At 64.4% G+C, this 18445-nt stretch carries 15 protein-coding genes; 3 read left to right on the top strand and 12 right to left on the bottom strand.

Annotated elements, in window-relative coordinates; translation table 11 throughout:
* Nucleotides 1-7 precede the first annotated feature (7 nt).
* Both L1081_RS14580 and L1081_RS14585 read left to right on the top strand, forming a co-directional pair.
* Nucleotides 8-628: a YjbF family lipoprotein gene (locus tag L1081_RS14580; RefSeq protein WP_489412837.1), complete on the top strand. Its 621-nt coding sequence runs from the start codon at nucleotides 8-10 to the stop codon at nucleotides 626-628.
* Nucleotides 625-3717 (top strand): YjbH domain-containing protein, encoded by a 3093-nt coding sequence (locus tag L1081_RS14585; protein WP_489412838.1) that lies wholly within the window; start codon nucleotides 625-627, stop codon nucleotides 3715-3717. The genes L1081_RS14580 and L1081_RS14585 overlap by 4 nt, the downstream gene beginning before the upstream one ends.
* Before the next feature lie 58 nt (nucleotides 3718-3775).
* On the opposite strand, the gene L1081_RS14590 is transcribed toward L1081_RS14585, so the two are convergent.
* From L1081_RS14590 to L1081_RS14630, 9 genes are all read right to left on the bottom strand, one after another.
* The gene (locus L1081_RS14590; protein WP_489412839.1) at nucleotides 3776-5005 is read right to left on the bottom strand and encodes a lipopolysaccharide biosynthesis protein; all 1230 of its coding nucleotides are present in this window, start codon (nucleotides 5003-5005) and stop codon (nucleotides 3776-3778) included.
* Nucleotides 5006-5021: 16 nt separating this feature from the next.
* Nucleotides 5022-6299, bottom strand: a complete 1278-nt coding sequence (locus L1081_RS14595) for a glycoside hydrolase 5 family protein (RefSeq protein WP_489412840.1) — start codon at nucleotides 6297-6299, stop codon at nucleotides 5022-5024.
* Entirely contained in the window at nucleotides 6299-7366 is a 1068-nt protein-coding gene (locus tag L1081_RS14600) for a glycosyltransferase (RefSeq protein ID WP_489412841.1), read from the bottom strand. The genes L1081_RS14595 and L1081_RS14600 overlap by 1 nt, the downstream gene beginning before the upstream one ends.
* 9 nt (nucleotides 7367-7375) lie before the next feature.
* The gene (locus tag L1081_RS14605; RefSeq protein ID WP_489412842.1) at nucleotides 7376-8539 is read right to left on the bottom strand and encodes a polysaccharide pyruvyl transferase family protein; all 1164 of its coding nucleotides are present in this window, start codon (nucleotides 8537-8539) and stop codon (nucleotides 7376-7378) included.
* A gap of 22 nt (nucleotides 8540-8561) precedes the next feature.
* Complete coding sequence (locus L1081_RS14610; RefSeq protein ID WP_489412843.1) at nucleotides 8562-9275, bottom strand: sugar transferase; 714 nt, start codon at nucleotides 9273-9275, stop codon at nucleotides 8562-8564.
* A gap of 342 nt (nucleotides 9276-9617) precedes the next feature.
* On the bottom strand, nucleotides 9618-11870 hold the full coding sequence (locus L1081_RS14615; RefSeq protein WP_489412844.1) for a succinoglycan biosynthesis protein ExoP: 2253 nt from the start codon (nucleotides 11868-11870) through the stop codon (nucleotides 9618-9620).
* The gene (locus L1081_RS14620) at nucleotides 11867-12322 is read right to left on the bottom strand and encodes a low molecular weight protein-tyrosine-phosphatase (RefSeq protein ID WP_124957396.1); all 456 of its coding nucleotides are present in this window, start codon (nucleotides 12320-12322) and stop codon (nucleotides 11867-11869) included. The genes L1081_RS14615 and L1081_RS14620 overlap by 4 nt, the downstream gene beginning before the upstream one ends.
* Nucleotides 12319-13482, bottom strand: a complete 1164-nt coding sequence (locus L1081_RS14625; protein ID WP_489412845.1) for a polysaccharide biosynthesis/export family protein — start codon at nucleotides 13480-13482, stop codon at nucleotides 12319-12321. Before L1081_RS14625 ends, L1081_RS14620 begins: the two co-directional genes overlap by 4 nt.
* Nucleotides 13483-13853: 371 nt before the next feature.
* Nucleotides 13854-14546, bottom strand: coding sequence for a phosphatase PAP2 family protein (locus tag L1081_RS14630; protein ID WP_489412846.1), 693 nt, complete (start codon nucleotides 14544-14546; stop codon nucleotides 13854-13856).
* 111 nt (nucleotides 14547-14657) lie between these two features.
* On the opposite strand from L1081_RS14630, the gene mscL reads away from it, so the two are divergent.
* Entirely contained in the window at nucleotides 14658-15089 is a 432-nt protein-coding gene (gene mscL, locus L1081_RS14635) for a large conductance mechanosensitive channel protein MscL (RefSeq protein WP_489412847.1), read from the top strand.
* A 32-nt stretch (nucleotides 15090-15121) separates the two neighbouring features.
* Here the strand turns inward: mscL and pdxA are convergent, their stop codons facing one another.
* The 3 genes from pdxA to L1081_RS14650 form a co-directional block, all read right to left on the bottom strand.
* Nucleotides 15122-16174 (bottom strand): 4-hydroxythreonine-4-phosphate dehydrogenase PdxA, encoded by a 1053-nt coding sequence (gene pdxA / locus L1081_RS14640; RefSeq protein WP_489412848.1) that lies wholly within the window; start codon nucleotides 16172-16174, stop codon nucleotides 15122-15124.
* A gap of 62 nt (nucleotides 16175-16236) precedes the next feature.
* Nucleotides 16237-17010, bottom strand: coding sequence for a Nif3-like dinuclear metal center hexameric protein (locus L1081_RS14645; protein ID WP_124957401.1), 774 nt, complete (start codon nucleotides 17008-17010; stop codon nucleotides 16237-16239).
* On the bottom strand, nucleotides 17007-18350 hold the full coding sequence (locus tag L1081_RS14650) for an MFS transporter (RefSeq protein WP_489412849.1): 1344 nt from the start codon (nucleotides 18348-18350) through the stop codon (nucleotides 17007-17009). The genes L1081_RS14645 and L1081_RS14650 overlap by 4 nt, the downstream gene beginning before the upstream one ends.
* Nucleotides 18351-18445 lie beyond the last annotated feature (95 nt).

Below are 18445 nucleotides of genomic sequence, written 5' to 3' on the forward strand. Positions count from 1 at the left end.
CTCGGCCATGCTGGCCACGGCGCGGCATATCTATAGCGGCAGCGCCGCGGCGCCCCAGCCCACCTTCAACCCGAATTACCGCTATTTGCGGGTCACCGTCGGTAAGCAGACGGTCTTCATGGTGCTCGGCTATATCGACAAGCGCCCCGAAGGCGCGGTCGAGGTCTGGTACAGCGGCAACGGCGAGGTCGTGAGGCTGCTCGACGGGCGTCTCGTGGGAACCACCGGTCTCGGCACCGACTGGCGCGAGGTGCGCTTTTCCAGCCTGCCCGCGTGGACCGGCGATGCGAACGGCGTCGCATCGAAGACCTACCAGCGCGAGCGCGACATGATGCCGGGCTACCGGTTCGGTATTCGCGACGAGATCGTGCGGACGCCCATTGCTGCACCGCAGCAGACCGCCCTGGCCGGCACGGCTTCCGCGTCGCTGCGCTGGTACGAGGAGCGCAGCGTTTCGCATCCGGCGAGCGCCTCGCTGCCTCCGGCGCGCTTCGGCGTTTCGCAAGCGGGCGGCGCGCCTCGGGTCGTCTATTCCGAGCAATGTATTTCCAATGATCTGTGTATGAGCTTCGAGCAGTGGACGCCTTCCCCTCCAGCACCCGTCGCAGCGGCGAGCGCTGGTACATGAGCAGTTCGCTCCTGCGTGGCTTCGGCAGACATCCCTGGCCTCTTCGCGCGGCGGTGGCCTGCGCACTGGCGGCGAGTTGCGCCGCCGGCGCGCAGCCCCTGGGCAACAGCCCCGTCGACAACAAATCACCCGCCGACGACGCAGACATCCGTCCCGGCGAGCGGCTGAGCGCCTGGCTGCTGCGCCAGCCGGCCGAAACGGCTTCCCCGGGATTGGCATGGCGCATCCCGCAAGAGCGCCTGGCGCAGCAGTTCCTGAAGAACACCCTGCTGCTGCGGCTCGATGCCGCCGGCCGGCGCGTGCCGCGCGAAGAGCAGGGCCGGCGCAAGCAGTTGATGGCTTGGCTGCAGGGCCTGCCGGTGACCGGCCGCGTCGCGCTCGGCATCGTCGATCCGCGCTGGCTGCAGGCGCATCCGGAAGAAGACCCGGTGCTGACGGCCGGCCAGCAACTGGTGGCGCCGCCGCCCGCGCTGAAGACCATCTCGGTCCTGCAGCCCGATGGGCGGCTTTGCCAGGTGGCCCACGAACCCGGCCGCACGGCGTGGGACTATGTCGCCGCCTGCAGCCCCGAGGGCAAGCACGACTGGGCCTGGGTCGCCCAGCCCGACGGACGCACCGCCCGCGTGGGCGTGGCGCCCTGGAATGCGCATCCCTCGAACGAGCCGGCACCGGGCGCATGGGTCTGGGCCGCGCCGCGCGGCATGGACGACCTGGAGGCGATCTCCGAGGGCATCATCAAGTTTCTGGCCACGCAAGGGCCTTCGCCGCAAGGCGGCGCGATCCTGCAGCCTTCGGCGGATGTTGCTGTACCGGCCGCCGCCATCACCGCACCCGCTGCGCCACCCGCCCTACCTGCCTTGCCCGACGTACCGCCGGCACCCGCTGCGCCGGCGCTATCGACCGTCATCTCCGTGCGCCCCGAGCCGGCGCCGCAATACCGCGCATTGCGCACCAGCGGCAACGACTGGGGCGAAACCGGCCTGCTGCAGACACCCACGGCCCGCATGGGCCAGGCGGGCGACATGCGGACATCGCTCACGCACGTCTCGCCCTACACGCGGCTGAACGTCATGTTCCAGCCGCTGGACTGGCTGGAAGCGGGCTTTCGCTACACCTCCATCAGCAACCGGATCTACGGCATCGGCCTGAGCAACCAGGGCTACAAGGACAAGAGCATCGACCTGAAGGCGCGCCTGTGGAAGGAGTCGGCCTACCTGCCCGAAGTGGCCCTGGGCTTTCGCGACATCGGCGGTACCGGCCTCTTTTCGTCCGAGTACCTGGTGGCCAGCAAGCGCCACGGCGACCTTGATTTCAGCCTTGGCATCGGCTGGGGCTACCTGGGGAGCAGCGGCAACATCAGCAATCCCTTCGGCTTGCTGAACAGCCGCTTCAAGACCCGCGTGAGCGAGACGACCTGGGGCGGCGCCAACTTCGGCCGGCTCTTTCGCGGACCTGCCGCGCTCTTTGGCGGCGTGCAATGGCGCACGCCCTGGGACCCGCTGACGCTCAAGCTCGAATACGACGGCAACGACTACAAGAACGAGCCGCTCAATAACCCCCAGCGGCAGCGCTCCCCGTTCAACGTCGGCCTGGAGTACCGTTACTCCCCCGGCGTGATTTTCTCGGCCGGCTTCGAACGCGGCAACAAGGTGATGCTGGGCGTCACGCTGCAGACCAACCTGGCCACGATGCAAATGCCCAAGGCGGCAGATCCGCCGGCGCCGAGCTTCTCGCCGGACCCGCCGGCCGCCTCGCCGGGCTGGGCCGCCACCGCGGCCGACATCGAAAGCCGCACGGACTGGACCATCCAGCGCATCGCACCGCAAGGCCAGATGCTGCATGTGTGGATCACCGAAAGCGCCACCGTCTACCGGGATGTGCGGGTCGAGAAGATCATTGCCGTGCTGCATCGCGATGCCCCGGCCTCGATCAAGAACTTCGTGCTCCACTACTCGGAGCGAGGCTTGCCGATGCACGCGCAAGTGGTCAACCGCAACGAATGGGTGACGGCGCACTACCAGGCACGGACGCCCGGCGAGGTTCGTGCAGCCAGCCAGCGCGACTATGCGCCCCCGCCCGTGGGCTCGGGCGATCCGGCCACCTTCGTTCCGCCGGGCAGCAGCGCCAACACTGCGACCGCATCCGCAGACGCCTCTTCCACCACGGCCGACAACAAGGCCCTCGGCCCGTGGGAGCGCCGTAGCGACAAGTTCAGCATCGGCCTCACGCCCAGCCTCGGCCAGATCCTAGGCGGGCCCAATGCATTCCTGCTCTACCAGATCGGCGTGCAGGCGGTGGCGGAATACCGCTTCACGCCCAGCACCTGGGTCAACGGCGCGCTGAACCTGCGCATGGTCGACAACTTCGACAAGTTCACCTACACGGCGGGCAGCAACCTGCCCCGCGCACGAACCCTCCAGCGCGAGTACGTCACCTCCAAGCGCCTGACCATGCCGGTGCTTCAGCTGACGCACGTCGGCAGGCTCTCCGACAACCAATACTTCAGCGTGTACGGCGGTGCCCTCGAAACCATGTATGCGGGCGTTGGCGGAGAATGGCTCTACCGGCCATGGCGCAGCCGGATCGCCTTCGGCGTCGACTTCAACCACGTGCGCCAGCGCGACTTCGAACAGGACTTCGGCCTGCGCGACTACAAGGTGAACACCGGCCACGCCACGCTCTACTGGGACACCGGCTGGCACGGCGTGCTGGCCAAGATCAGCGCCGGCCAGTACCTGGCGGGCGACCGTGGCGTCACCATCGACATCAGCCGCCGCTTCGACAACGGCGTGGTGCTCGGCGCCTATGCCACCAAGACCAACGTATCGGCCAGACAGTTCGGCGAAGGCAGCTTCGACAAGGGCATCTACCTTTCCATTCCGTTCGACGCGCTGCTGCCGCGTTCGAACAAGTTCACCGCCAATTTCGCCTGGGCGCCGCTGGTGCGCGACGGCGGTGCGCGGCTCGGCCGGATCCACCCGCTTTACGAAATGACCTCGGCCCGCGACCCGAGCGCCTACAAGTTCGCACCGCCGGACAGCGGCACGCCGGGCACGGGCGACAACATCCTGAACTTCGAACGGCGGTAAGACCCACCCCCGCCCCTCGCTCGCTACCAGGGCCGGGCCGTTTTCGTGCGTTGCCGGCTCAGCGGGCCGGCGCCGCAGGGGCGCCGCGCATGATGAAGAACAGCCAGGCCATCATCACGGCCGCCATGCAGGCAAAGCCCAGCGTCATGGCGTTGATGGTCTGGATGTAGGAGATCGGCGGTGTGGCTGCAAGCATGGCGGCGGCGAACACCAGCGCGCCGAAGATCGAGCACCACAGAAGAGCACCGGGCCGGCCTGCGGCCCTGAATCCCGTCCGCAAGCACATGGTCAGGCCGAAGATGGCGGGCGCATAGAAGAACGGCGAAAAATCCATGCCGCCGTAGTTCTTGCCGAAGGCCAGGACCACGAGGTACGGGCCCAGCAGGCCCAGCAGGATTCCGCCGATCTCGGCCACCACGAAGCCGAAGACGACGAACTTGACGAACAGGCGGAAGGCGTCCTTGCGCCGCTCGGATTTCCAGCCAGCCGCCAGCTTCGGCAGGATGTAGTAGCCCAGCGCAAGCAGCACATACTGCATCGGCAGCAGGAAGGTGATGTAGATCTTCAGCAGGCCGCCCTGCACCGAGTCCGCCGAGGAGCCCAGCAGCAGGATGGAGCCTCCCGTCATGATCCAGCTCATGAACTGCGAGAGGCTTGCCTTCCAGCCGTAGCTGGCAGCCTCCCCGAGCGTCAGGGCCTGCGCGTTGGCGGGTGCCGGCAGCGGCGCCATCACCTGGCGCAGGCTCATCGCCACCAGGATGGCAAAGGGCAGCTGGATGACGGCAATCCACAGCAGCGCCTGGGCCCATGAGGCAGGCTTCAGGCCGATCAGGACCGCCACGTATCCGATGCAGATCAGCACGCCGGATGCGCAGAGCACCAGGTAGCGGCGTCCCACGAGCAGGATGCTTCGGGAAATCCAGAATACTTCATAGCCCGCGATCAGGGCCACGCCGGCCCAGCTCAGCGGCCCCGGAAAACTCGTGAACTGCCAGGCCAGGAAGCCGGCAATGGAAACCGCCAGCACGAGCGCCCAGCTCCACCAGGCGGCGGACCGGCCTGCGTAATAGCGCTTGATCAGCAGCGGCTCGTGCACCACCGCCGTATGCACGATGTACTGGAAGCTGACGATCGCCAGGAACGCCGAGGCAATGCCGAAGTCGGAGGGCGACAACGCCCGTGCCAGCGCAAAGCTCAGCAGCAGCTGGCTCGCGCTGTAGATGCACTGGTCTGCAACTGCATAGATCGGACCTCCGAGGCGTTTTCGAATTCCGGACAGGGACGCCATCCTGGGCCTGTTCACCCTAATCCGAAATGGAAAGCAGGACCGGATAGTCGGTGGCCTTGGCAGCAAAGCCCCCGTCGACGGGGCTGCCGCAGCTTCCGTGGCGCACTTGCGGGAAGAAGTCGACCCGCGTGCACTTCTTTCCCTTCTCGGCGGGAACCAGCACGTTCTGCTCGGCGCTCTGCGTCCACACCACATGCAGCAAGGAATTTCCGCGGCTCAGCACCAGCTTGTTCAGGCCGGCATTGCTCTGGTATGAAACCTTCTTCGAATTCCGGGCGATCTTGAGGAATTCGGTGAGGCTCGAAAAGGCTTCCTTCTTCTCGCCGCCCTTCGACTTGAGCCCGAAATTGTCTTCCCTCGAGATGACGGAGGTTCCCCGGTCCTGCCAGGCATAGAGATTCAGCAGCTTGATGCCCGCGGCCACGTTGGTCAGGTATTCCCGCAGGATCAGCGAAGCCTGGGTGTTGCGGTCCCGGACCGGCAGGTAGGAGGCATAGCCCCACTCGGAAGCGACGATCCCGATCTTTCCGAGCTGCTGCTGGTCCAGCTTCGCGCGCAGCTTTGCATAGTCCGCAATGGCGGTCTCCGGAATGGAGCGGTAAGGATGGATCGATATGTCCGTCAGGCAGTCGGCCTTGGCCGCCGACACGAAGGCATTCTCGAGCTGCGAGGGAACCTGGCCCGGGCTGAAGGGAAGCTTCGCAAAGCCGAATCCCATGAGGATCTTCGGCGGGGTCTTCATTTGCGCGATGCTGCGGCAGAACTCGGCGGTCGCGGTTTCAAAGCTCGAAAAAAGCGCCGGGTTCAGGAAGGTCTTGTGGTCGGGCTCGTTCCACAGCTCCCAGACGGCGACATCGGCCGCGTGCGCGCTCATGAACTCGAGCGCGAACTTGGCAAACAGCTTTTCGCGCTGGCCTTCGCCCGCCTCTGCCGGACTCTGCCCCCAGATCTCCCGGCCCCCGAACAAGGTCACGATCGCCTGGAGCCTGGCGTTTTTCACGCGCTTGATCAGGCCCGAATAGTCGACCGATGCAGGGTTGACGCTCTTGAGCGGCGGCCGCGCGCCGAATCTCACGAATTCGAAGCCCGATGCCCTGATCTCGTTCAGATCCTCGTTCGTGATGGTGGCCGGGTCGATCTGCACGCTCAGCGCGACCGGATATTCCGTGCCCAGTTCGGCGATGCCGCGGGCCTGCGCCGGGCAGACCACGGCCGCCAGCGCCGCCGAAGCACACAGCAGCCTGAAAGCATTCAGCAAACGCCCCGCAACGGAAGAAAGAGACGAAGACTTCATCACTGTACCGACTCCTTGTACAAGTCCAGGATGGCGGCGTTCATTCGGTCGGCGGTGTATTTCTCTTCGAAAATCTCCCGGCCGGCACGCCCCATCCGCTGCAATTCCTCATCGGAGATCCGATCGATCTCGCGCAGCACATCGTCCAGCGCGTCGAGCGAAAACAGCCGGCCGCTCCTGTTGTCTTCGACGATATCGACAAGCCCGCCCACGGCGGACGCAAAAACCGGCTTGCTCCGGGCCATGGCCTCGACCGCGACAAGGCCGAAGCCTTCCCACCGGGAGGGCACGATGACCGCGTCGCACGACCTGTAGGCTTCTTCGAGTTCGTCCTTCTCGAGCCATCCGGCGAACTCGATCTCGCTGGAGCGCGCAAGGGAAAGATCGTTCCTGACGGCGCCACCCACGATCACGAGCTTGAAGCCGGGCTGGACGCGGGCATAGGCGTCGAGCAAGGCGTCGATGCCCTTCTGCCGATCGAGCCGCCCCACGAAAAGAACCCGTCGCGGCCGTGCCGGAACCTTGGGAGCCACCGTGTTTTCCGCAATGGGAGCGGTGGGCTGAATTCCGTTCGGAATGCACTTGCACCGCTTGATGCCGAATTTTTCGGCAACCCGGAACTCGTGGCCGCTGATGCAGATGATCGCGTCGCTCCAATGGGAAAGCAGCCATTCGATCCATCGATAGATCGACTTCTTGTACGAAGGCCCGACCTGGTCGAAGGCCCAGCCGTGCGAGCAATAGACGATCTTGGTCTCGGCCGGCACCTGGCCGAGCAGCGCCATGGCACGAACGATCCCGCCCGGAATCGAGCTGTGCAGGTGCAGCACCGTGGGGCGCTCCGAGCGGATGATTTTCTTGATCTCGGCGGCATAGCTCGCAAGGGCAAGAGGACTGCGGGCCGTGGGGACCACATGCGTGTCCTGCGAGCTCAGCCACTCCACCGGGCCGGGCAATATGAACTTGGCCTGGCTGATCACGGGAGAGTTCTGCTGAAAGCCCGAAACCAGCCGAAGATAGGTTTCGAGCCCGCCCTTGAGCGTTTCGGCAACGTGCAATATCTTCATAAGTGCCAATCAGATCAATGCATGGATACCGGCCACCACCTGGCTTCTCAATGCGTCGAGCGCTTTCCGGTCCGGGTGCCGGTCGTCGAGCAGGCCCAGCACCGAGGTGCCCAGCTTTTCGACCCGGGGCGACAAGTCGAAGAGGTAGCGCTTCCTGCCGGTCAATTCGAAAAACGACTCAACCTTCTTGTCCCAATTCATTCCTATGGACGGAATGTTCAAACCGTAGGCCACGATATTCGCGTGCAGCCGGTGCGCCACGATGCACGAGCAGGCGCTGATCAAGGCAACGAGTTCGTCCGGGTGCCGGGGAACAAGAAAAATGGACTTCGGCGCATCGGAGGTCGAGGAAATTTCTTCCAGGACCTTGTTGTCTTCAGAAGCGCCGTTCGTGAAATAGAGCACCCGCTTTCCCTCGGCCCGCAGCGATTCGGCCAGAGTGGCAAAAAACTTGGCCGACTGCGTCGAATTGGAGCCTTCGTATTCAGAATTCATGACCAGCGCATCGAGGCTGCTGACGCAAATTCCGATGTCCCAATTCTTTTCCGGCGAAAGCTCTTCCGAGAAAGCGTCGGCGCAAATGAGCGCCGGGTCGGGCACGACCTGTATGTCGCTTCTAGGAATTCGGAAGTAATTGTGCAGATTGCTGGCCGATTCCTGGTCGCGCGTGGCGTAGAAGGTGGGCCTCGCATTTTTCAGGAATCGCCCGACGAGAAAGCGCCCGAGAAAAGACCATTTCGCCGTCACGCCAACCGACAGGATCACCACCTTCTTTCCACGCAGCAGCCGGCTCAGGAGAAACAGCTTCGCCGGAAAATTGAGCGCCACATCGCAAAACAGCTGGCCGCCGCCAATGACGATCAGGTCCGCGTCGTCGACCGCGGCCTTCCAGTTCTTCCGCCAGCCGAGAAAATAGCCTTTGAGGCAATACAGGAACACGATCACCGACCTGATGAACGAAGGCAGCTTCGCAAAGAGCCGGAATGCGCCGCCGCCACGCAGGTTTTCTTCCTCGAAGCCGAGCCGGCCGGCAATGTCCAGGAATTCAACCCTCGCCTGCGGATATTTCAGGCCGGCAATATGAGCCAGCGATGCCGCGATGACCCCGTCCCCCAGGTTGTCGCTGAAGGGCACGGCGCAGATAAGTATCTTTTTCATCTGTGAATCAGGCATCGATGCGATCGAAGGCAGCCATTCATCGCGAACCGTGGCCCACGGCGACCACCCAGATGGTCCTGATGAAGATGCCGATGTCCCGGCCCACCGAGAGCGTCTCGACGTAGGCGACATCCAGCGCCACGCGTTTCTTGTAGCTCAGCTGGTTGCGCCCGCTGACCTGCCACAGGCCCGTGATGCCGGGCCTCACAGCGCAATAGAACGACCAGTCCGCCCCGTACAGGATCTTCTGGTCGAGCATGCACGGCCGGGGTCCGACCAGGCTCATGTCGCCCACGAGCACATTCCAGAACTGCGGCAGTTCGTCCAGGCTGGTCTTGCGGATGAACTTGCCGAAGCGCGTGATGCGCGGGTCGTTTTCGAGCTTTTGATAGTCGTCCCACTGCTGGCGCGCGACCGGATCGTTCTTGAGGTGCTCCTCGAGGATCTGGGCGGAGTTCGGCAGCATCGAGCGGAACTTGTAGAACTTGAACACACGCCCTCCCCGCCCGAATCGCGGCTGGGAGTACAGGACAGGCGCTCCGGACGTGATGAACACCCCAAGGGCGATCAGGACGTAAAGCCAGCCGAAGGCGCAGAAAAAGAACAGCGCAGCGGCAACGTCCACCGCTCTTTTTCCGGCCCGCAGCATGGCGGGATGGTGGACTCTGACCCATGCCATGTCGTCCGCGATGACGCCGACTGCTTCCTCGCCTCCGGCTGCCATCGACTCTTCGTGGCGGAAATTCGTCATAGGAATGCTCCCTTCTCACATTCGAAGCGGAGGCAAATTTGCAGCTTGAGAACTCTCATTGCAGGAGAACCTTTCGTCTTACAAGCAGGAGCTTGTCCCTTTCGGGTTCAGTGATACGCGGCGGCTTGGTTTTCAGGCCAATAGGGCCTTGCACGGAAGCCGTGAAGGTTGCTGCGCAGAAAAATCAATGCGCAGGTCGAGCGATCCAAATACGTAATACAAAAGAGCGACGCAGTTGCCCCTAATCCTTTGTTATTAGCGTTTGATTGATGGCACCGATTTAGTGCGTAATGTGATAATTATCACAATCTCGCTGAATTTTCTCAGAAACTGTCCATCAGACTAGGTGGTATCCCTGTTGTTTTTGTATTTATAGTGTGTGTAACGGTAACCGCCGTATTTGTAGCTGCTGCTACCTGCGTGGCGCCGGGATAAGTCCATAGCATTCAAAATTACGCCATTGGCCGAGCAGCCTGCGTGTGCCAGTCTTCTCACGCTTTCGTTCAATTCGCCAAGGTGCGTCTTTTCCGCCCGGGCCACGAGGAGAAGAGAGCCCGCGAGCGGCGCCACCGACGCGGTGTCTGCTGCCACCAGCACTGGCGCCGTATCGATAATCACAAGGTCGTAATTGGGCGAGAGTTTTTCCAGGATCTGGGAAAAAGAATCGCTCATGAGCAATTCCGCCGGATTGGGCGGCAGCATCCCCGTCGTCATGACATCCAGGTTCGGCAGGATCGACGAGCGAATGGCTTTTTCGTAGCCCAGCGTTCCGGCAATCAATTCCGAAAGGCCGGACGAGCGGGAAAGGGAGAAGAATTGATTGACCCGGCCCTTGCGCAAGTCGGCGTCGATCAGCAGGACCTTCTTTCCCGAGGCAGCGGTGATGGCCGCGAAATTGACCGAGACAAAGGTCTTTCCGACTCCCGGCGTCGCGCCGGAGATGAGCAAGCGGTTGTTGGGCGCTTCCAGCATGGCGAACTGCAATGCGGTCCGCAGGCTGCGCAGACTTTCCACCGCGGGATCCTCCGATTGCTGGAGGGCCAGAACGTGCATCCCGGGCGACTTGTTCTCGATGTTCTTGTCGATCATCCGCTGGGCGGGGCTCAACGGGATGCTGCTGTACACATTGAGGCCCGTGTGCATCTCGATCTCGCTCGGATTGCGGATGCCGCCGAACAGCGAGTTCTTGACAATGGCGAGCACGACGCCGGCCGCCAGGCCCAGCAGCAGGGCCAGCGCGATGATCAGCGGCCGCTTGGGCCAGACGGGCTCCTCGGGAACGATGGCGTCGTCCAGCAGGCGCACGTTGCCGACCTTGCCTTCCTTGGCCAGCCGCATCTGCAGCGAACTGTTCAGGAGCGACACGTAGAGGTCGGTGTTGACCTTGATGTCGCGCTGCATCTGCACGGTGTTCTGCTGCAGCAGCGGCATCTTCCGGATGCGCGAATCGACCGCCGAGATCTGGCCCCGCCATGCCGAAATCTGCGCGTCCAGCGTCTGGAGATTCGGGTGCTTGTCGGTGAAGCGGGCCGAAAGTTCTCGCCGCTTCTGTTCGGCTTCGAGCAATTTGGATTGCAGGTCGACCGTCTGGGCCAGCGCATTCTTGGCCTCGTCGTCGAGGCTGACGGTGCCGTTCTCGTTTCGATAGCGGTTGTAGAGGTCTTCGGACTGCTCGAGCTGCTTCTTGAACTGCGGCAGCGCGGTGTCCAGGAAGCCCAGGGTCTTCTCGGCCTCGGCAGCCTTGCGCTCGATGTTCTGGCGCACATAGAGCCGCCCGATTTCATTGAGCAGCTGCGTCAACTTTTCCGGATTCGGGCTTTTCAGGCTGACATCGAGGACGCCGGACTGCTTGCCTTTTTCGACGACCTTGAGGTTGTCCTGCAGCGACAGCAGCGCCAATTGCCTGGAACTGCGGACCAGCTGGAACTGCGCGCCGGGCTTGGCGCTGATGGAACTGACCAGCAGCCGGAGGCTGCCGCCCGGGACGTTGGCCACGAGCGGGGTTCCGACGGTGCCCTTGAGCGGGGCTTCGACATTGGGAACGAGCAATTCGTAGCGGTTGTCCGCGCCGAGAGTCAGCCTGAATTGTTTCGCTTCGAGATCCGCGGGCACGTCGAACTGCGGAACCATGATCGTCTCGGCCCCGGTCACGTAGCCGGAAAGCCCCATGAAGCCCGGGTCCGACAGCTCGGTGGCGCGCCGCGCGAGCCAGCTGCCCACGATGGGTGCATAGCGCGGCTGCGCGCTGATGTACAGCTTGGTGTTCTCCACCGCCTGGCCGAGGATGGCGCGCGACTTGATGATTTCGATCTCGCCCGCGGCCGGCGTCTTCACGCTCAGCAGCGACGACGCTGCATCGCCCAGGAAGCTGCCCGCCGAATTGCCGGAGTCCTCGACCTGCACGGCCACGTTGGCTTCGTACATCGGCTGCCCGAAAAGGGCATAGGCCATGCCAAGCAGCAAGGCCATGGCAACCACGATGGCAATGAACCACCGGTGGTCGATCAGGATGTCCAGGTACTCGACGAGTTTGAACCCGTCGTTCTCCTCTTCCAGCGCGGGCATCGGCAGGGCGGCTTGCTGGGGTGCGTTCATGTCGGTTGCTGCTCAGGTTTTGTAATTTTCAAAATGCGGTCGATCCATGTCCTGGCTCCCACGTCGATGAGCGCCAGGGCATGCTCGAAGGCCGCCTCGTCCTGTTTGTAGGGATCGGGCACGTCCTGCTTGGCGGCCTCGGCAATGCGAAAGACCTTGCCGCGCACGAAGGGGTAGGCCGACTCGAGGTGGCGGCGCTGCGCCATGTCCATGACCAGGATCAGGTCCGCCTGCCGGCACAGCAGCTGGTTCACCTGCTGCGCCAGGTGGCCGGAAATGTCGATGCCGCGCTCCTGCATGAGCTTCTGCGCCATCGCATCGGCCGGCTTGCCCACGAGAGCGCCGGTGCCGGCCGACACCACGCGAAGATGCGGCAGGCCCGCGGCCAGGATGCCTTCGGCCATCGGGCTGCGGCAGATGTTGCCGATGCAGACTGTCAGGACGGATTTCATCTGTGGCGGCTCCAGACTTCGTCGCCGGCGTTGATCACCTGCGCGGCCGGCAGGATCAGGCTGGCCAGGCGGTTCCAGGTGACCAGCGGCACCGAATCGATGTAGACGACGTCGCGCGGCTGCAGCGGGAAGCGCTCGGCCAGGCCCAGTGCCGCGGGGTTCTTGGCGTTCAGGTGGAAGATGGCCGGCAAGCCCCGCGCGTTGTTGCGGATGACGTAGATCTGGCCCGTGTTGGCCGAAGTCAGGTTGGGGCCGCCGGCCTCGCCCAGCGCCTCGTTGAGGCTGAGCCGCCCGTTGTGCATGAGCAGCGCCGACGGACGGGCAATTTCGCCCATCACGAACACCTTGCTCTCGTCGCGGTGCCGCACCTGGACCACGTCGCCGTTGCGCAGCGGAATCCTGCTGGCATCGGCGCCCAGGTCCTGCAGGTTGGGCAGGTTGATGAGCGTGGTCTTGTCGCCGCGCGTGAGCGTCACGAACGAGCGGTCGCCGTTGGCGGTGATGCCGCCGGCCCGGCTGATGGCTTCGGCCAGCGTCATCGGTACGTCGGTGAAGATCTGCAGCCCCGGGTTCCGCACTTCACCCTCGACGAAGGCGCGGCGGCTTCGGAAGGACTGGATGCGCACCGTCACCTGCGGAGCCTTGATGTAGGTGGCGATGCGGTTCGCGATGAGGTCGGAAGCCTCGATTTCGGTCAGCCCCTGGAGCTTGACGCGGCCGATGTAGGGGAATGTGATCTGCCCGTCCGCGCCGACGATGAAGCCGGGCGCCACGCTGATGCCCGTGGGGTCTGCCTGCTGCGTGATCACCGCGCCGGCATTCGGCAGCAGTTCCGGATGGTCATAGACGATCACGCCCACGACGTCGCCCGGGCCGATGGTGTAGACCGGCGATTCGCCAAATAGCGCCTTCACCTCCGGCGCAACGGCGGTCGGCTGGGACTCGGCCATCGTGCGGATCAAAGCCGGCGAAATGGACGTGATGACGCCATCTGGCGCGCCATCGGCCGGCAGGTACTGGAACTCCGGCGGCAGGCTCTGGTCCGCCTCGTAGGCGCCCACGGAATTGAAGCCCGGTGCGCAGCCCTGCAGCAATAACGCGCCCATTAGGGCAAAACCCCACCCCATCGGGTTCACGAAGCGTGTCAAATTGATCCCCATTGCACAAATTGGTTTTCAGCAGCCGCGATTCATATGCAAGGCCCGAGCCCAGTTGATATTGGGCAGGACTTTTTTTGCCGCGGTTTGTCAAAGCAAAGCCCGCGCATCGTCGACAGGCGGGCTGGAGCGAATTGTCGCTGCCCGCACATTGACCCTTTTCCGTTCAATAGATGCAAAAAATGTGTCTATATGCGGATTAACCCAAGGCTCGGTGGGGTTATCTCGGGGATCAATGCCTGAAGTCCCTCTTTCATTGGAGAAAAGGGCTTCAATGGCACGCTTGCAACTGTGTCCTGCAGTTTGCAAATGTGAACTATCAATTAACCGGCTGCGCGGAGCAATTGTGGCGCTCCGACCACAAATCTTCGGCGTCAATCGCCGGTTGGAAAGCTTTGCTCTTTTGTAAGGAACTGTGTGCTGTTGGCAGGCTGACGCACGGCCCTTCGGTTCTGCAGGAGATCGGCGCGGGTGAAGGGACGCTCGATGCCCGCCATCCACGCTGCGAGGGCCTCCAGCGCGTCCTGTGTGGATGCAGGCCGCCCCACTATGAAAAAGAGGAGCGGCAGCGCCATCGCCAAGGCGAGCCAGCGCGGTGTCTTGACCTGCATGGACTGGTGCCAATGCAACAGCAAAAAGCTTGCGCTTACAACTGTTCCAAGCATGGCCCCCGTGACGACCTCCGCGGTGGAGTGAACTTCGAGGGCCAGGCGCGACACACCGATGAAGACGCCCCATACCCATCCCCCTACCGCGGCCGCCATGCGCACGTTTGGTGCGCGGCGCCGTGCCGCCAGCCAGAAAACGACCGGCCAGACGCTGGTTGCCAGCGCGGTATGCCCACTGAAGCCGATGAAATCGAAATCGGCGCTGCCAATGCCCCAGCCCATGAAGAGAAGCTTGGACAGCATCACGATGAAGCCGCAACCGCCGAATAGCAGCGTCCACCGCACCGCTGCCGGGCGCGTGCTGCGATCGATGGCAAGCCAAATTGCAATTCCCAATGCGGTAGGCAACAGGAAGCCACTGTCACCGAAGCCGGTGGCAATTAACCAGAAATTATTCATTAACGTGAAATAAGTGCGCTTTTCTATTGGTGCGCCAGCGCCGGTCGGAGCCGTTCCGAAGGCATACTTGCGGCACCTTCAACACCAGCGCTCCTGGAGCATATTGAAATCATGAGCATCCTCAGTGAGTTCAAGGAATTTGCCGTCAAGGGCAACGTGATCGATCTCGCGGTCGGCGTGATCATTGGCGCGGCATTCGGGAAGATCGTCGATTCGATCGTTGCCGACATCATCATGCCGATCGTCGGGCTGGTCTTCGGAAAGCTGGATTTCTCGAACCTGTACGTGGTGCTGGGCACGGCGCCGGCGGGTGTCGCCAACAACCTGGCCGACCTCAAGAAGGCCGGCGTGCCGGTGCTGGCCTATGGCAACTTCATCACCATCGCGGTCAACTTCGTGATCCTTGCCTTCATCATCTTCATGATGGTCAAGCAGATCAACAAGCTGCGCAAGACGCAGGCGGAGGCGCCCGCGGCACCGGTGGCACCGCCGGAAGACATCGCCCTCCTTCGCGAAATCCGCGACAGCCTGAAGCGCCCCTGAGGCCCCTGAGCCGCCCTCGCGCGCCCTTCTGATCAGGCGCCCGCCAGCGTTTTGGCCATGCGCAGCGCCTCGATGAGGCTCGACGCATCGGCCCGGCCGGTGCCCGCAATATCGAATGCGGTGCCGTGGTCGGGGCTGGTGCGCACCAGCGGCAGGCCCAGCGTCACGTTCACGCCCTTCTCCACGCCAAGGTACTTGACCGGGATCAGGCCCTGGTCGTGGTACATCGCAATCACCACATCGAACTCGCCGCTTCCCGGCACCCCGGGCCTGGCACGCGCACGCATGAAGACGGTGTCGGGCGCGTAAGGCCCGTGGGCGTCGATGCCCTCGGCATGGGCGGCCGCAATGGCCGGTGCAATGATGTCGCGCTCTTCGGAGCCGAACAGCCCGCCCTCGCCCGCATGCGGGTTGAGGCCCGCAACGCCGATGCGCGGCGCCCGCCCGAGCATGCGCTGCAAGGCCCGGTGGGTGATGCGCAGCGTCTCCAGCACGCTGCCGAAACTCACGGCCGTAATGGCATCGCGCAAGGACATGTGAATGCTCACCAGCACGGTGCGCAGCTCGTCGTTGGCCAGCATCATGCGCACCGGCATGCCGTCCACCGCGACGCCCGAATGCGCGGCGGCCTCGGCCTGCAACAGCTCGGTATGGCCGGGATAGGGAAACCCGGCCGCGGCCAGTGCTTCCTTGTGCAGCGGCGCCGTGACGATGGCGGCGATCTCGCCCCGCAATGCGGCGCGTGCAGCCCAGACCACGCAGTCGCCGGCCACGCGGCCGGCTTCGGCGCCGATCCGGCCCGGCATGATGTCTTCCGCCGGCGCGGCCACCACCTGCAGCACCGGGATGCAGCCCGGCGGCACCGCGGCCGCTTCGGCAATGCGCTCGATCTGCGCCACCGGCCAGGCGGGTTGCCCGGGCAGCGCCAGCGCCTGCGATGCCCGGCGCATCGTGGCCACGTCGCCGGCCACAAAAGCGCCGCGCGTGGCGTCGGGCGCCTGGTGGAAGGCCTTGGCGATGATTTCCGGGCCGATGCCCGCGGGATCGCCCAGCGTGATGGCGATGGCAGCCGCTGGACCGCTCATTGGAATACCTTCGCCCTGACGGGCTGCGGTGCGAGCTTGCTTGGGGCGGCCCGGCGCTACGCTCATGCCGGATTGTCGATGTCGATGAACTCGTGCTTCAGCCCGAGCTGGGCCGCCACGTGCCCGGCCACCGCCTGGGCGCCGTAGCGCTCGGTGGCATGGTGGCCGCAGGCCAGGAAGGCGACGCCCATCTCGCGGGCGTAGTGGGCCTGCGGTTCGGAGATCTCCCCGGTGATGAAGGCGTCAGCGCCGGCAGCGATCGCGGCCTCGAAGTAACCCTGGGCGCCACCCGTGCACCACGCGATGTTCCTGATGGGGCGGTGCGCCGTATCCACCAGGGTGACGGGCCGCTTCAGCACCTTTTCCGCATGGGCGGCCAGCGCCTTGGCATTGGGAAAGGTCTCTGCGTTTTCGAGTGCGCCCAGGAAGCCGAGCTCCTGGTCGCCGAAGCGCCCGGCCGATCCGGCATGGGCGAGCAAGCCGAGCTGCAGGCCGAGCTGCGCGTTGTTGCCAAGCTCCGGATGCGCATCGAGCGGCAGGTGATAGGCGAAGAGGTTGACGTCATCGCCCAGCAGCAGCCCCAGGCGCTGCTTCATCCAGCCGGTAACGCAGCCGTCCTGGCCGCGCCAGAACAGGCCGTGGTGCACAAAGATGGCGTCGGCCTCGGCATGGATTGCGGCCTCGATGAGCGCGCGGCTCGCCGTGACGCCGGAGACGATCTTCCGCACCACGGTGCGGCCCTCGACCTGCAGGCCATTGGGTCCGTAGTCCTTGAAGCGCGACGGCGCAAGGAGCAGGTCGAAGGCATGCAGCAATTCATGGCGAGTGGTGCTCATCGCGCCATTGTCGCGCTCCCGATGCCGTCGCGCATCGCATGGCCGCGCGCCGCCAGTGGCCACAGGGCCAGCACGAAGCCCAGCGCGGCCAGCACGGCGACGTAATGCGCCGGCGCCATGGTGTCGTGCTGCAGCCAGAGCGTGAGGATCACCGGCGTGAGGCCGCCGAACACGGCATACGACATGTTGTAGGCGAACGAAAGCCCCGTGAAGCGCACCGGCGCCGGAAAGGCGCGCACGCCGGCAATCGGTACCGTGGCGATGGTGCCAACGAACAATCCCACCAGGCCGTAGTGCCAGAACAGCGTGGCCGGCGTGCCGGGCAGTCCCGTGTAGAAAAGATAGGCCGTCGCGAACAATCCGCCCCATCCGATGAGCATCACGGCGCGCGTGCCGATGCGGTCGCTGGCCCAGCCGGCCAGCACGCAGCCGATGGTCAGGGTCAGCGTGGCAAGGGCGTTGGCTTCCAGCGCCAGCGCGGCCGGAATGTGGTGCACCTTCTGCAGGTAAGTGGGCGTGTACAGCACCACCACCACGATAGCGGCCGACAGCACCCAGGTCAGCAGCGCCACGTAGACGCTGGCCGCGCGGTGCTCGCGCAGCACGGTGCGCAGCGGCAGCTCGCGCGCCACCGTCTTGCGGTCTGCCAGTTCCTTGAAGACCGGCGTCTCGTGCAGGAAGCGGCGCAGGTACACCGAGACGAGGCCGAACACCCCGCCCAGCACGAAGGGAATGCGCCAGGCAAAGCCGCTCACCTCCGCCGGCGAATAGTGGCGGTTGATGGCCACGGCCACCAGCGAGCCCAGCAGGATGCCGCCGGTGATGCCCGAAGTCAGCGCGCCGATGCCGAACCCGTAGCGCTGCGCCGGCACGTGCTCGCCGATGAACACCCAGGCGCCGGGCATCTCGCCGCCGATGGCCGCGCCCTGCAGCACGCGCATCGCGAGCAGCAGCAAGGGTGCGGCGATTCCGATGCTCGCGTAGGTGGGCAGGAGGCCGATGACCAGCGTGGGCGCCGCCATCAGGAAGATCGACAGCGTGAACATGCGCTTGCGGCCGAGCAGGTCGCCGAAATGCGCAATGACGATGCCGCCCACCGGGCGGGCCAGGTAGCCGGCGGCGAAGATGCCGAAAGTCTGGAGCTGCCGCAGCCAGTCGGGCATGTCGGCGGGAAAGAAAAGCGCGCCCAGCACGGTGGCGAAGAACACGTAGATGACGAAGTCGTAGAACTCCAGCGTTCCGCCGAGCGCGGACAGGGCCAAGGTCTTGTAGTCGCGCGCGCCGAGCGAGCGCGCCGGCGCCGGCTGCGTGCCGTCCGGGGAAATTGCGTGAGAAGTCATGGCGGGCAGGAAGGTCGTTGCCGCGCGCCGGGCCGCCGAGGGATGGGGAGCGGAGAGTCGGCGCGCCGGCGAAACGCCTGGCCGCGTCCACCGGA

The organism is Variovorax sp. MSC1_012 (assembly GCF_023667525.1).
Taxonomy (GTDB): Bacteria; Pseudomonadota; Gammaproteobacteria; order Burkholderiales; family Burkholderiaceae_C; genus Variovorax; species Variovorax beijingensis_B.

Coding starts and splice junctions, on each gene's coding strand:
- L1081_RS14580 (WP_489412837.1), top strand. CDS start 8: ATGCTGGCCACGGCGCGGCATATCTATAGCGGCAGCGCCGCGGCGCCC.
- L1081_RS14585 (WP_489412838.1), top strand. CDS start 625: ATGAGCAGTTCGCTCCTGCGTGGCTTCGGCAGACATCCCTGGCCTCTT.
- L1081_RS14590 (WP_489412839.1), bottom strand. CDS start 5,005: ATGGCGTCCCTGTCCGGAATTCGAAAACGCCTCGGAGGTCCGATCTAT.
- L1081_RS14595 (WP_489412840.1), bottom strand. CDS start 6,299: ATGAAGTCTTCGTCTCTTTCTTCCGTTGCGGGGCGTTTGCTGAATGCT.
- L1081_RS14600 (WP_489412841.1), bottom strand. CDS start 7,366: ATGAAGATATTGCACGTTGCCGAAACGCTCAAGGGCGGGCTCGAAACC.
- L1081_RS14605 (WP_489412842.1), bottom strand. CDS start 8,539: ATGCCTGATTCACAGATGAAAAAGATACTTATCTGCGCCGTGCCCTTC.
- L1081_RS14610 (WP_489412843.1), bottom strand. CDS start 9,275: ATGACGAATTTCCGCCACGAAGAGTCGATGGCAGCCGGAGGCGAGGAA.
- L1081_RS14615 (WP_489412844.1), bottom strand. CDS start 11,870: ATGAACGCACCCCAGCAAGCCGCCCTGCCGATGCCCGCGCTGGAAGAG.
- L1081_RS14620 (WP_124957396.1), bottom strand. CDS start 12,322: ATGAAATCCGTCCTGACAGTCTGCATCGGCAACATCTGCCGCAGCCCG.
- L1081_RS14625 (WP_489412845.1), bottom strand. CDS start 13,482: ATGGGGATCAATTTGACACGCTTCGTGAACCCGATGGGGTGGGGTTTT.
- L1081_RS14630 (WP_489412846.1), bottom strand. CDS start 14,546: ATGAATAATTTCTGGTTAATTGCCACCGGCTTCGGTGACAGTGGCTTC.
- mscL (WP_489412847.1), top strand. CDS start 14,658: ATGAGCATCCTCAGTGAGTTCAAGGAATTTGCCGTCAAGGGCAACGTG.
- pdxA (WP_489412848.1), bottom strand. CDS start 16,174: ATGAGCGGTCCAGCGGCTGCCATCGCCATCACGCTGGGCGATCCCGCG.
- L1081_RS14645 (WP_124957401.1), bottom strand. CDS start 17,010: ATGAGCACCACTCGCCATGAATTGCTGCATGCCTTCGACCTGCTCCTT.
- L1081_RS14650 (WP_489412849.1), bottom strand. CDS start 18,350: ATGACTTCTCACGCAATTTCCCCGGACGGCACGCAGCCGGCGCCGGCG.